Annotated in this window: 10 protein-coding genes and 1 other RNA gene; 4 read left to right on the top strand and 7 right to left on the bottom strand. The window is 73.5% G+C overall.

Annotated elements, in window-relative coordinates; all coding sequences use genetic code 11:
• Positions 1-76: 76 nt before the first annotated feature.
• From rnpB to ACIBFB_RS20550, 5 genes are all read right to left on the bottom strand, one after another.
• An RNA gene (gene rnpB, locus ACIBFB_RS20570) (RNase P RNA component class A) lies at positions 77-462 on the bottom strand.
• Positions 463-477: 15 nt separating this feature from the next.
• Positions 478-1,137 (bottom strand): histidine phosphatase family protein, encoded by a 660-nt coding sequence (locus tag ACIBFB_RS20565; protein ID WP_397232434.1) that lies wholly within the window; start codon positions 1,135-1,137, stop codon positions 478-480.
• Positions 1,134-1,895: a zinc ribbon domain-containing protein gene (locus tag ACIBFB_RS20560; protein WP_397232432.1), complete on the bottom strand. Its 762-nt coding sequence runs from the start codon at positions 1,893-1,895 to the stop codon at positions 1,134-1,136. The genes ACIBFB_RS20565 and ACIBFB_RS20560 overlap by 4 nt, the downstream gene beginning before the upstream one ends.
• Positions 1,896-1,994: 99 nt before the next feature.
• Positions 1,995-2,861: a Nif3-like dinuclear metal center hexameric protein gene (locus ACIBFB_RS20555; protein WP_397232430.1), complete on the bottom strand. Its 867-nt coding sequence runs from the start codon at positions 2,859-2,861 to the stop codon at positions 1,995-1,997.
• A gap of 4 nt (positions 2,862-2,865) precedes the next feature.
• Complete coding sequence (locus tag ACIBFB_RS20550; protein ID WP_397232428.1) at positions 2,866-3,861, bottom strand: helix-turn-helix transcriptional regulator; 996 nt, start codon at positions 3,859-3,861, stop codon at positions 2,866-2,868.
• A 61-nt stretch (positions 3,862-3,922) separates the two neighbouring features.
• On the opposite strand from ACIBFB_RS20550, the gene ACIBFB_RS20545 reads away from it, so the two are divergent.
• The 4 genes from ACIBFB_RS20545 to ACIBFB_RS20530 all read left to right on the top strand — a co-directional run bounded on the left by ACIBFB_RS20545 (position 3,923) and on the right by ACIBFB_RS20530 (position 9,300).
• Entirely contained in the window at positions 3,923-5,308 is a 1,386-nt protein-coding gene (locus tag ACIBFB_RS20545) for an FAD-binding oxidoreductase (protein ID WP_397232426.1), read from the top strand.
• Between the two features lie 71 nt (positions 5,309-5,379).
• The gene (locus tag ACIBFB_RS20540) at positions 5,380-6,240 is read left to right on the top strand and encodes a deoxyribonuclease IV (protein WP_397232424.1); all 861 of its coding nucleotides are present in this window, start codon (positions 5,380-5,382) and stop codon (positions 6,238-6,240) included.
• A gap of 152 nt (positions 6,241-6,392) precedes the next feature.
• On the top strand, positions 6,393-6,746 hold the full coding sequence (locus tag ACIBFB_RS20535; RefSeq protein ID WP_397232422.1) for a hypothetical protein: 354 nt from the start codon (positions 6,393-6,395) through the stop codon (positions 6,744-6,746).
• Positions 6,747-6,906: 160 nt separating this feature from the next.
• Entirely contained in the window at positions 6,907-9,300 is a 2,394-nt protein-coding gene (locus ACIBFB_RS20530) for a Tex family protein (RefSeq protein ID WP_397232420.1), read from the top strand.
• Between the two features lie 38 nt (positions 9,301-9,338).
• On the opposite strand, the gene ACIBFB_RS20525 is transcribed toward ACIBFB_RS20530, so the two are convergent.
• Both ACIBFB_RS20525 and ACIBFB_RS20520 read right to left on the bottom strand, forming a co-directional pair.
• Positions 9,339-11,369 carry a CocE/NonD family hydrolase gene (locus ACIBFB_RS20525; RefSeq protein ID WP_397232418.1) on the bottom strand — a complete coding sequence of 677 codons (2,031 nt, stop codon included), beginning with the start codon at positions 11,367-11,369 and terminating at the stop codon, positions 9,339-9,341.
• Positions 11,302-12,672, bottom strand: coding sequence for an acetyl-CoA carboxylase biotin carboxylase subunit family protein (locus ACIBFB_RS20520; protein ID WP_397232416.1), 1,371 nt, complete (start codon positions 12,670-12,672; stop codon positions 11,302-11,304). Before ACIBFB_RS20520 ends, ACIBFB_RS20525 begins: the two co-directional genes overlap by 68 nt.
• Positions 12,673-12,948: the final 276 nt, after the last annotated feature.

Below are 12,948 nucleotides of genomic sequence, written 5' to 3'. Positions count from 1 at the left end.
GGCGCTGTAGCCCACTAGCCCCGGCGTGTCACGTCCGCGCGTCGGAACGGGTTCGGTGGAGCGTGGGGGGCGTGAGGGAGGGAGTCGGCCGGTAAGCCGGATTCTGTCGGTCCGAAGGGACCGGACGGCCATCCATCTGGGACCGCCGTTGCCGACGGCCTCGGTGCGGTCTACCCGCGAACTCGGGCGGGCCGCCCTCGATCATCCGCGCGGGAGCCCGAAGGCTCCCTTTTTGACCTTGCTCCGGGTGGGGTTTACCTAGCCGACCGGATCGCTCCGGCCGCTGGTGGTCTCTTACACCACCGTTTCACCCTTACCACCGCGAACGGTGGCGGTCTGTTCTCTGTGGCACTGTCCCGCGGGTCGCCCCGGGTCGGTGTTGCCGACCACCCTGCCCTGTGGAGTCCGGACTTTCCTCGAAACCGTGCCTCGGCACAGCTCCGCGACCGTCTGGCCGACTCCCCCTCACCCCGCATTCTACGCCCGCTGGCCGGGGGTTCCGTCCAGATGGGCGGTGTCGTTGAGCGAGCGGACCACCATGGGACCGTCGGCGTAGCAGTCGACCTCGGTCAGGCAGGCCGTGTCCAGGAACATCCGGTACAGCGCCGTCAGGGGGGCGAGCATCGCCTGTTGGACGACCACCTTGATCGGCGTCACGTGGGTGACCACCAGGACCGTGCGGCCCGCATACCGTTCGACGAGCGCGTCCCGGGCGGCCACGACCCGCGCGGCGGCGTCGGCGAAGCTCTCGCCTCCGGGCGGGGCCGTCTCCGGGTCGGCCAGCCACCGGTCCACGCCCTCGGGCGCCAGGGCCCTCGCCTCGGCGAAGGTCATCCCCTCCCAGGCCCCGAAGTCGGTCTCGACGAACCCCTCGTCGATCTCGACCGGCAGCCCGAGCTCCTTCGCCGCGTGGGCGGCGGTGTCGCGGGCCCGCCGCAGGGGCGAGGAGACCACCGCTTCGATCGGCCACGCGGCCAGGCGCCGCGCGGCGGCCGCGGCCTGGGAGTGTCCGTGGTCGGTCAGCGGGAAGTCGCCCCGACCCGCGAACCGGCGCTCCACGGACAGGGGGGTCTGCCCGTGCCGCAGCAGGACCAGCCGGGTCGGCCGGTCCTCGGCGGACGACCAGCCGGTGCTCACTGCTCCGCCTGGGCGCCCAGACCCGACTCCTCGGTGCGCACGAGGATGCGGCGGCAGTCCTCGCAGCGGACGACCTCGTCGGCGGGGGTGGCGCGGATCCCGTTGAGCTCGACCGTGCTGAGCGCGAGCTTGCATCCGCCGCAGCGCCCGTACCGCAGCGGCGCGGCGGCCAGCCCGTCGTACTGGCCGCGCAGCTTGTCGTACAGCGCCAGCAGGTCGGCGGGCACGTCGGCGGCGACGCGCCCGCGGTTCCGGGCGACCCGGTCCCGGTCCAGGTTGATCTCGGCGGCGGCGGTGTCGCGGCGGGCCGTGACCTCGGTGTACCGGGCGGCCGTCTCCTCGTGCTCGGAGGTCAGACGGGCGGCCTCGGCCTCCAGCCCCTCGGCGCGCTCCATCACCGCCAGCACCACCTCCTCCAGTTCGGACTGGCGGCGGCCCAGGGAGGCGATCTCCGACTGGAGGTTCTGCAGCTCCTTGGAGTGGGTGACGGCCCCCGACTCCAGGCGCTTGGAGTCGCGCTCGGCGCGCGCCCGCACCTGGTCGACGTCGCTCTCGGCCTTGCGCTGTTCACGGCCCACGTCGGAGATCCGCGTCCGCACGGCGATCAGTTCGGCGTCGATCTGGTCGACGCGCTCCTTGAGCTCCGCCGCCTCGGAGTCCTCCTTGAGGTTCCGGGCACGGTGGTCCAGACGCTGGAGCTCGGTGTCCAGGGCCTGGAGGTCGAGCAGTCTGGCCTGTGCGGCGGGTTCGGCTTTCACGTGTCACGTCTCCTGGAGTGGCTGGGGAAGGCGGGGTCGCCGTCCGCGCCCGTCTCTGTGCAGTTGGGTTGGACCGCCCGGCGGGGCGGAAGGGGGGCCTCAGATGTGATGGAAGGTCTGCGACCAGGCGTCCGTCACGACCGTCGACACCCGGATCTCCACGTTAGCCCCATTCCGGCCGTCCCCGCGCGCGAGCGCGTCGGCCAGGTGGATCGCCCCGTCCGCGAGCCAGGGCCACTCGCTGGCGAAGTGGGGGGTGTCGACCAGGGCGGGCCCCGGGTCCTCGCCGAACTCCGAGGCCGGGTGGTGGCGCAGGTCCGAGGTGACGAACGCGTCCACGCCCGCGGCGCGGGCGGCGCCCAGCAGCGAGTCGCCCGCCCCGCCGGACACGGCGACCGTGGTGATCAGGCGGTCCAGGTCACCGGAGACGCGGATCCCGGGCGCCGTGGCGGGCAGCCCCTGGGCGACCTGGGCGGCGAAGTCGTGCAGGATCATCGGCTGGTCGAGGGCGCCGATCCGTCCGATGCCGCGCCGCCCCTCGGGGTCGGTGGTGTCGGGGTCGAGCGGGCGCAGGGGCCCGTTCAGCCCGACCGCGCGCGCCAGGGCGTCGGACACCCCGGGCGCGGCGGTGTCGGCGTTGGTGTGCGCGGTGTACAGCGCGGCCCCGGCGCGGATGAGCCGGTGGACGACGTTGCCCTTGGGGGTGTTCGCGGCGACGCTCGTGACGCCGCGCAGCATGAGGGGGTGGTGTGTGACGACCAGGTCGGCGCCCCACTCCAGGGCCTCGTCCACGACCGCGGCGACCGGGTCGACGGCGAACAGGACGCGCTCCACACGCTGTTCGGGGTCGCCGCACACGAGTCCGACCGCGTCCCACTCCATCGCCCACGCGGGTGGGTAGACCGCCTCGAACGCGGAGATCACGTCGGCCAGGCTGCGGGGTGGGGTCGCGGTGCTCACGGCCACGACCCTAGCGCCTCACCGGACCGCCGCGCTCGGGAAGCAGGTCCGCGAGTCGACCGGTGACGGAGCCCAGACGATCGAGGACCTCGGGCGGCGCGTCGATGTCGAAGTCGGCGCCGAGCGAGATCACGGCCAGCGTGTACTGGCAGACCAGGTCGAGCGCGTCGGCGCTGATCCGCACCACGCACGCGTCCGGCGCCGAGGCCTCGATCGCGCCCGGGATCGGCCCGTGGAGCCGGGTGCGCACGGTCTCGGCGGACAGGCCGAGGCCGATCCGCGCGGTGTGGCGGTGGGTCGCCCCGGCGAAGGACCGGACGACGTACTCGGCGGGGTCGGCGGCGGGCAGGGGTCGGGGGGTGAAACGGCGGTGCGTGCGTCGGATGCCGTCCATCCGGTCCACCCGGAAGGTCCGCCAGTCCCCGCGGTCGGTGTCGTGCGCGACCAGGTACCAGCGTCCCTGGTGGTCGACCAGGTGGTGCGGTTCGACCCGGCGCTCCCGCAGGCGGCCCTCCCGGTCCCGGTAGTCGAAGTCCACGACCGCGTGCTCACGGCAGCACGAGCCCAGCATCGCCAGGTCGCAGGGGCTGACGGTCGGGACGTCTCCCCGGCGCACCGCCGTGGCGGTGTCGCTGACGGCGGCCAGACGGGGGCGCAGCCGGGACGGGAGCACCCGTTGGAGTTTGGCGAGCGCCGTGAGCGCGCTCTCCCCGACACCGGACACGGTCACCAGGCCGAGCCCGATCGCCACCGCCTCCTCGTCGTCGAGCAGCAGCGGCGGAAGCTCGTGCCCGGGAACCAGCCGGTAGCCGCCCGCGGCGCCGGGCACGCCCTCCACCTGGTAGTCGAGGGAACGGAGCCGGTCGACGTCCCGGCGGAGGGTGCGGGCGCTGACCCCGAGGCGTTCGGTCAGCTCCGTTCCCGTCCACGCGCGGCGGCTCTGCAGCAGCGACAGCAGGCGCAACAGCCGCTGCGGCATGCCCTTGCGGACCGATGTGTCGTCCATGCGCCCAGAATGCCAGGCATCGCGGCCAAGGTACGGCCGCGATGCCTTCTACGTTGTCCGCATGACGCACACGACGCAGGACACGAATGTGGTGGAAGCGCTGGCCGCACGGGTCTCCGGACCGGTGCTGTCGCCGGCGGAGGACGGATACGACACGGAGCGGACCGGGCTCCAACTGCTGGGCAGGCACCGACCCACGGCGGTGGTGGGCGCCGCCGACGCCGACGACGTGAGGGCGGCCGTGGCCGTGGCCGCGGACCGGGGGCTCCGGGTCGCGGTCCAGGCCAGCGGCCACGGGGTGGGCGTTCCCCTGGACGGGGGCGTCCTGATCAGCACCCGCCGGCTGGCGGGGGTGCGGGTGGATCCGGACCGGCGGACGGCGTGGGTGGAGGCGGGCACGCCCTGGGCCCGCGTCGTCGCGGCCGCCGCCGAGTACGGACTGGCCCCGCTGTCCGGCAGCGCGCCGGGGGTCGGCGCGGTTCCGTACACGCTGACCGGCGGTGTGGGACTGCTGGCCAGAGCACGCGGCTACGCCGCCGACCACGTCACGCGACTGGACGTGGTGACCGCCGACGGCCTGGCCCGCCGGGTGACGGAGCGGGAGGAGCCGGACCTGTTCTGGGCTCTGCGCGGCGGTGGCGGCGCGTTCGGCGTCGTCACGGGGATGGAGATCGGGCTGTTCCCCCTGGAGCGCCTCTACGGCGGCAGCCTGTTCTTCGACGTCGACGGGGCGCCGGAGATCCTGGACGCGTGGCGCGCGTGGACCGCCACGGTTCCCGAGGAGCTGACCTCGGGGCTGACGAAGCTGGTCCTTCCCGACGTTCCGGGCGTGCCCGCACCGCTGCGGGGCAGGCATGTCGCCCAGGTGGCCGTGGCCTGGGCGGGCCGACCCGACCGGGGGCCGGCCGTGGTGGAGCCGTTGCGCGCCGCCGGGCCGATCCTGCGCGAGACCCTGGGCGAGCTGCCCTACGCCAGGTCCGGGGAGGTGTACGCCGAACCCGACCGCCCGCACGGCTTCCGGTCGCGCAACCTGCTGCTGGACGGGCTGGACCCGGCGGCGACCGCGCGGCTGACCGAGATGACCGGTCCCGGTCTGCCGTTCATGGCGGTGGTGGGGCTGCGCCACCTGGGCGGCGCCCTGGCGCGGCGACCGGATCCGTCCGCCGCGGTCGGCCACCGCGACGCCGCGTACTCCCTGACCGTGATCACCGCCAACGGGGGCGGCGAGGAGGATCCGGGCGCACGGGAGCTCCGGGACGGCGCCGCGGCGCTGTTCTCCGGACGGGCGGTCGGGCGCTCGCTCGGGTTCAGCTTCGGGCCTCTGGGCGACGCCGAGGTCCGCGAGGCCTTCGCCCCGGAGGTCTTCCGGCGTCTGTCGCGGATCAGGGGCGCGTACGACCCGGACGAGGTGGTCCTGTCCAACCACCGGATCCCGCCGCTGGTGTGAGGGACGGGTCCGGCCGCGCCCCGCGCGTGCGGCCGGATCCGTGCCCGCCTGCGTCTAGGCTGGTCCCCGCTATGAACAATGAACAACAGCGGCCCCAGTCCCCGGTCGGAGCCCACGTCCCGGTCGCGGGCGGCATGGCCACCAAGGGCCTGGCCTACGCCGAGGAGATCGGCGCCGAGACGGTGCAGGTGTTCGTGTCCAACCCGCGCGGGTGGGCGACCAACGGAGGCGACCCGGAGCAGGACGCCCGGATGCGGGAGCGCACCGACCTCCCGTTGTTCGTGCACGCGCCCTATCTGATCAACCTGGGGGCGCCCAACGAGGAGACCGCGCAGAAGTCGGTCCGGTCCCTGGAGCACGCGCTGACCCGGGGCGGGCAGATCGACGCGCGCGGCGTGGTGGTGCACACGGGGTCGGCGGTCTCCGGCGGACGCGAGGCCGGGCTGGAGCGGGTCCGGGACCGGCTGATGCCCCTGTTGGAACGGCTCGGCGACGGCGTCCCGCCGGTGCTCCTGGAGCCGATGGCCGGGCAGGGCCAGGTGCTGTGCGCCACCGTCGACGACCTGGTGCCCTACTTCGAGGCCCTGGACTGGCACGACAACGTGGGGGTGTGCCTGGACACCGCCCACCTCTTCGCCGCCGGACACGACATCTCCACCCCGGAGGGCATGCGCGCGGCCCTGGACCGCTTCGGCGAGGTCGTGGGCAGGGACCGGCTGCGGGTGATCCACGTCAACGACTCCAAGGAACCGTGCGGGAGCAAGAAGGACCGCCACGAGAACATCGGGGCGGGGCACATCGGGGCGCGGCCCTTCGGGGAGCTGTTCACGCACCCGGTGACCGCGGGGATCCCGCTGATCCTGGAGACACCCGGACCGGCCGGGCCGCACGCGGCCGACGTCGCCGCGCTCAAGGGGCTGCGCGGGAGCTGACCCCGGCGGGGCGCGGTGGCTCGGCCGGAACCGGATGCGCGGGCCCGCGCGGAACCGCGGCGCACCCCGCCGTCGTTGTCCACGGCGATAGGCCACAATGGACGGACACGCCCGTGCGGGACGGGCCTCGCGTCAAGGGAAGGGAGCCCCGGATGGATCCGGTCTCCATGGTCGTCGGCGCCACGATCGCCCTGGGTGCGTTCCTGGCCGGCCGGATCGTCACCCGGCGCCAGGCGAGGCAGTCGCTCGAACAGCAGCGGCGCGAGGAACAGGCCCGGGCCCTGCACGGCGGGTCGCAGCAGCCCCAACCGCTCTGCGGATGCGGCCACCACCTGGTCTTCCACGACCGGGAGTCCAAGAAGTGCATGACCCAGGTGGTCATCCCCGGCCGGTGGACGGGGCAGAGCGGGTCGACCTACCGCCAGTGCATGTGCCAGGGCTACCGCGGCCCCATCCCGGTGGACGAGTACTACGCCCCGGACCTGATGGAGGGCAACGGCCCCTGACCGGCCCCGCCCGCCACCGCCCGCCGGCCCGCGCCGCCGCCGAATCCCGGGGCCGTGCGCGGTGCGGGAGGCCGGACCACGGGCCGCGCCGGGATGACAACCGTCCGTCCCGCCGCGAGAATGTCCCAGCACCGACCAGCCAGAGAGTGGACGTTTACCCGTGACGACCCCTGTGACACCCACGATCGACCAGCGCATCGCCGACGAACTCGGCGTGGGCGCGCACCAGGTCACCGCCGCCGTCGGGCTCCTCGACGGCGGATCGACCGTGCCCTTCGTCGCCCGGTACCGCAAGGAGGCGACCGGCGGGCTGGACGACGCGCAGCTGCGCACGCTGGAGGAACGCCTGCGCTACCTCCGCGAGCTGGCCGAACGCCGGACGGCGGTCCTGGAGTCGATCCGCTCCCAGGGCAAGCTGGACGAGGAGCTGGAGGCGCGGATCAACGCCGCCGACTCCAAGGCCCGTCTCGAGGACATCTACCTCCCCTACAAACCCAAGCGTCGCACCAAGGCCCAGATCGCGCGCGAGGCCGGGCTCGAACCGCTGGCCGAGGGTCTGCTGGCCGACCCCTCGCTGGACCCGCAGCAGAGCGCCGCCGCCTACGTCGACGCCGACAGGGGCGTGGCCGACGCCAAGGCCGCCCTGGACGGCGCGCGCGCGATCCTCGTCGAGCGCTTCGCCGAGGACGCCGACCTCACGGGAGTGCTCCGCGAACGGCTGTGGAACCGGGGCCGCCTGGGGTCGGCCGTCCGCGAGGGCAAGGAGGAGTCGGGCGCGAAGTTCGCCGACTACTTCGATTTCTCCGAGCCCCTGACCGAGCTGCCCTCCCACCGCGTCCTGGCCCTGTACCGGGGCGAGAAGGAGGAGGTGCTCACCCTCACCCTGGAGCCGGAGGAGCCGCCCGCCGAGAAGGCGGACGGCACCGTCCCCCGCAGCTCCTACGAGGACGCCATCGCCCACCGCTTCGGCATCGTGGACCGCGGCCGCCCCGCCGACCGCTGGCTCCAGGACACCGTCCGCTGGGCCTGGCGCACGCGCGTCCTGGTCCGCCTGGACATCGACGTGCGCATGCGGCTGTGGCAGCGGGCCGAGGACGAGGGCGTGAACGTCTTCGCCGCCAACCTGCGCGACCTGCTCCTGGCCGCCCCCGCCGGAACCCGTCCGACGCTGGGCCTGGACCCGGGTCTGCGCACGGGTGTCAAGGTCGTGGTCGTCGACGGCACCGGCAAGGTCGTGGCGACCGACACGGTCTTCCCGCACGCGCCGCGCAAGGACTGGGAGGGCTCCCTGGCCACGCTGGCACGGCTGAGCGCCGAACACGGCGTGGAGCTCGTCGCGATCGGCAACGGCACGGCCTCGCGCGAGACCGACCGGCTCGCCGCCGACCTCCTCAAGCGCCACCCCGAGCTCAAGCTGACCAGGGTGATGGTGTCCGAGGCGGGCGCGTCGGTGTACTCGGCCTCCGCCTACGCCTCCGAGGAGCTGCCCGACCTGGACGTGTCCCTGCGCGGCGCGGCCTCCATCGCCCGCCGGCTCCAGGACCCGCTGGCCGAGCTGGTCAAGATCGACCCCAAGTCCATCGGCGTCGGCCAGTACCAGCACGACCTGGCCGAGGCGAAGCTGTCGCGCTCGCTCGACGCGGTCGTCGAGGACTGCGTGAACGGTGTGGGCGTGGACGTCAACACGGCGTCTGTCCCCCTGCTGACCCGGGTGTCGGGCGTGACCTCCACCCTGGCCCGCAACATCGTCGCCCACCGCGACGCCAACGGTCCCTTCCGGACGCGCGAGGCGCTGCGTTCGGTCCCGCGGATGGGCCCCAAGGCGTTCGAGCAGTGCGCGGGCTTCCTCCGCGTGCCCGACGGCGACGACCCGCTGGACGCCTCGGCCGTGCACCCCGAGGCGTACCCGGTCGTGCGGCGCATCCTGGAGCGGACCGGCACCGACCTGCGGTCGCTGATCGGTGACGGGAAGGCGCTGTCGCGGATCCGGCCGCAGGACTTCGTCGACGGCGCCTTCGGTCTGCCGACCGTCACCGACATCCTCTCCGAGCTGGACAAGCCCGGCCGCGACCCGCGACCGGCGTTCACCACCGCGACCTTCAGGGAGGGCGTGGAGAAGCTGGACGACCTGGAGCCCGGGATGATCCTGGAGGGCGTGGTCACCAACGTGGCCGCGTTCGGGGCGTTCGTGGACGTGGGCGTGCACCAGGACGGCCTGGTGCACGTGTCGGCCTTGTCGAACCGGTTCGTCGAGGACCCGCGCGAGGTGGTCAAGCCGGGCGACGTGGTCCGGGTGAAGGTCCAGGACGTCGACATCCCGCGCAAGCGCATCTCGCTCACCATGCGCCTGGACGACGAGGCCTCCGGGGGGCGCGGCGGCCGCGGCGGCAGGGACGAGCGCGGCGGCCGCGAGGACCGCGGTCGCGGTGACCGGCGCCGCGGGGGCGGCGGCGACGGCCGCAGGGGAGGCGGCGGCCGGGGCGAGCAGAACCGGAAGGACGCCCCCTCCGGCGCGATGGCCGACGCCCTGAGGCGTGCCGGCCTGACCAGGTAGCTCCCGCACGGCGTGTGGCCGGGCCCCCCGGGTCCCGGTCACACGTGGTCGCGGGGGATGACCGAGCTGAAGATCCTCGTCGCCACGCGCTCGTCGTCCTCGTAGGCGTCGAGCGTGGCGTGCACGTGGAAGTCGGTCGCCGTCGACGTCAGCACCGTGCGCGTCCTCGTCCGCGCGGACCAGTCCCCGCGCGCGAAGCCCATCGTCCACACCGTCTCGCCTCTGACCGTGTCGTAGTCGTCGCCGACCCAGCTGTAGGTCTCCTCCGCCCGCCGGGTCACCTCCAGGTCGATGTCGTCGAAGCGCACCGTGCCGAGGTCCTTGACCACGTTCAGCGAGGCCCGGTACCGCACGAGGTCGTGCGCCAGGTCCCACCGGTGCTCCGGGGGCGAGATCTGGCTCGTCGGGACCGGGGCGGTTCCCTCGGGCTCTCCGAAGGGCGCCACCACGGGCTCGTCCGCGGCGCCGGTCATGCGGACCGGAAGCAGCAGCCGCGTGTTCGCGCCCGGGTACACGGCGAGCCGCACAGGCTCGGGTGAGGGCCAGGCGAGCGGCCAGTAGGACGTGGAGACCGAGACCCGGATCCGGTGGCCGGGCGGGAACGCCTGCGCCACGCCGTTGAGGGCGACCGAGACCCGGTACACGCGCCCGGGCACCAGTCCGCGCGGCGTCTCGTGGCCGTCGGCGTGGGTGAGGTTGAGCAGTCCGTAGGTGACGCGGGTGGCCTCGCCGTCGGGGGTGACGTCGCACAGGCGCACCGCGACCATGGCGTCGGGCCGGTCGACGGAGAGTTCGAGGTCGACCACGGGGGACCCCAGGATCTCGATCCGTTCACGGAGCGGCACGCTGTCGAAGACGATCGACCCGCCGTCGTCCTCCCTCTGGTCGTGGGGCAGGTCCGGAGGCGCGTTGTAGGAGCACCACTTGCCCGCGTGCTGGCCGGTGGACAGCGGCGAGGACAGGGTCAGGACGGCGCCGTCGCCGGGTTCCTCGCCCTCGCCCAGCACCCGGCCGTGCCCCAGGGCCCGGGACACGGGCACGATCCTGGGCGACGGCCACGCGCGCTCTCCGACCCAGCGTCCGGGCCGCTCCTCGTAGGAGGTGGACGGGCGCTCGCTCTCCTGCATCCAGGCCCGCAGCGCGGGTGCGTCCATCACGTCGTTGTCGGCGTCCTTGAGCCAGCGGTCCCACCAGCGCACCAGCTCCTGCAGGAAACCGACGGCGGGGCCGGGTTGGCCGAGGTGGGGGTACTTGTGCGACCAGGGTCCGAGGAGTCCGAGCCGGGGTACGCGCAGCCCCGCCAGGAGGCGGAACACGGCGTTGGAGTAGCCGTCGGCCCACCCGCTGACGGCCAGGACGGGCACCTGGACGGCGTCCAGGTCCTCGGCGACCGACCCGTGTTTCCAGTAGCCGTCGCGGTGCTGGTGGCGGAGCCAGGTGTCCAGCCAGAGCCCGCTGCCGTCCAACCGGTCGTGCCACATCTCCCGCCAGCGCTCGCCGACCAGCGCGGGGTCGGGAGGGCAGGAGTTGTAGGCGAACATGGTGGAGGCCCAGGACAGGTTGTCGACCAGGAGGCACCCGCCCATGTAGTGCACGTCGTCGGAGTAGCGGTCGTCGGTGGAGCAGGCGGTCACGATCGCGCGCAGGCTCCCGGGGCGCCGCGCGGCGACCTGGAGGGCGTTGAACCCTCCCCAGGAGATGCCCATCATGCCGGTGCGTCCGTCGCACCAGGGCTGGTCGGCGAGCCAGGCGAGCACTTCCTCCGCGTCCTGGAGCTCCCGCTCCAGGTACTCGTCGGTGAGCACGCCCTCGGAGTCCCCGCTGCCGCGCAGGTCCACGCGGGCGCACGCGTACCCGTGCCCGGCCAGGTAGGGATGGTGCACCGAGTCGCGCTGCGCGGTGAGGTCGCGCCTGCGGTACGGGATGAACTCCAGGATCGCGGGCACCGGGCGTCCGTCGCTGCCGACGGGGCGCCAGACGCGTGCGGCGAGCCGGACGCCGTCACTGAGCGGGATGAGGACGCAGACGTCCTCGCGGACGTCGTTCGGCAGTTCGCTGACGGTTCTCATCGTCTCCCGCTCCTCTTCGCGGTCGGTCCTCGCGGACGTCCCTGATGGTGAAGGGCAGCTCGCGCGCGCACGCGCGGAACCCGCGTTCGCACTCCCGCGCGTCCCGCCCCGCCACGAAGACGTCGGCGAGCTCGTAGCTGTAGCTGTCCTGGATCGGCAGGTCGGAGAGCCACCCGCCCGCGCGCGCGGTGATCTCCACCCGCGCGTCCGGGGCCCGGTCCTCGGCGCGCGCGACGTCCTCCGGGGTGGGAACCGACGCCAGGAACCCGTCGCGGAAGCGCCGGAGGAACCACTTGGCGGCCACCCCGTACGTCCCAGCGCGCTCCAGCACCGGTTCCTCCCCGAGCGCGATCCGCAGGGCGATCTCGTGGTTGGACACCCCGCGCACGAGTTCGAACATCCGGGCGTGCGACTGGGAGTGCCGGGGATTGATCTCCAGGAGCCTGACGGCGTCGGTCTCCGGATCGTGGAAGAACTCGACGTTGAAGGTCGTGTCGTCCAGCCCGACCCGGGCGATCACCCGGTCGGCCAGGTCGAACAGGCGGTCGCGGACCGACGCCGGCGCCCGGGACGGGTACTCGTAGCAGAGGAAGCTCGGTGTGCCGGGGTAGACGAGGGAGTCGACGAGCGCGTAGGAGTGCGCCACGCCGCCGCGGACGTACCCCTCGACGGTCAGCTGGTCCCCCGTCGCCTCCTCCTCCACGAGCCCGGCCGTGCCGCCGACGGAGCGGATCGCGGCGGGCATCCGGACCCGGTCCATCACCCACTGGAAGGGGGCTCCGACGCGTCCGGCGCCCTTCCTGACCCGGCGTATCGCGGCCTCGTACCCAGCGTCGTCGGTCACCCGGAACGCCAGTTCCGACGAGAAGGACTTCACCGGCTTGACCCACAGCGGGTAGGAGAGGGTCCCGGGCCTGGCCGCGGAGTCGAGGTCGACCACCGCGAACCTCGGAACGGCCCGCGGAACGACGGCCCGCTGCTCCAGACGGCTCCAGTACTTGTGCTCGCAGCGCACGACCGCCTCCAGGGACGCGCAGGGCAGTCCGCGCGGGCGGCACAGCAGGGGTACGAGCGAGCTGACCGGGAAGTCCCACAGGCCGATGATCGCGTCGACCGTCCCGTCGAAGGAATCCAGCCGCCTGGACGCGAGCGCGAGCAGGCCGGGCATGTCGATGTCCCGTTCCTGGCCGATCTCGTCGAGACCGAGCAGCGTCAGGAACCGGCAGTCCGCGGTGCCGGGCAGCCCGTTCAGTACCTCGCGGTTCTGTTCGTCGAGACCCAGCACGAAGACGTTCGTGGTCATCGCGCACCTCCGGTGCGGCGGCGCGGGCCCCTGGCGTCCCCGTCGCGCGCCCCGCCGGGACACGTCGCACGGGGGCACCGTCCCCGTATCCACCCTCACTCGCGATGACACGGAATTTCACATGACCACCGGTGTCAGACGCGGGTCTTTTCTGAAGTTTTACGCCGCTCTGTCCGTCTTGCACCAGCGAGGCGCGCGCAGCGGGACGGTGCGCGGCGCCCAGCGCGGGGGTGACGTGTGCGGACGACCGGCGCGTAACATACCATCCGGTCGGTA

It is taken from the genome of Nocardiopsis sp. NPDC050513 (genome assembly GCF_044457925.1).
In the GTDB taxonomy this organism is placed as follows: domain Bacteria; phylum Actinomycetota; class Actinomycetes; order Streptosporangiales; family Streptosporangiaceae; genus Nocardiopsis.
This window is presented reverse-complemented; position numbering and strand designations above follow the sequence as displayed.

Coding starts and splice junctions, on each gene's coding strand:
- ACIBFB_RS20550 (WP_397232428.1), bottom strand. CDS start 3,861: ATGGACGACACATCGGTCCGCAAGGGCATGCCGCAGCGGCTGTTGCGC.
- ACIBFB_RS20545 (WP_397232426.1), top strand. CDS start 3,923: ATGACGCACACGACGCAGGACACGAATGTGGTGGAAGCGCTGGCCGCA.
- ACIBFB_RS20540 (WP_397232424.1), top strand. CDS start 5,380: ATGAACAATGAACAACAGCGGCCCCAGTCCCCGGTCGGAGCCCACGTC.
- ACIBFB_RS20535 (WP_397232422.1), top strand. CDS start 6,393: ATGGATCCGGTCTCCATGGTCGTCGGCGCCACGATCGCCCTGGGTGCG.
- ACIBFB_RS20525 (WP_397232418.1), bottom strand. CDS start 11,369: ATGAGAACCGTCAGCGAACTGCCGAACGACGTCCGCGAGGACGTCTGC.
- ACIBFB_RS20520 (WP_397232416.1), bottom strand. CDS start 12,672: ATGACCACGAACGTCTTCGTGCTGGGTCTCGACGAACAGAACCGCGAG.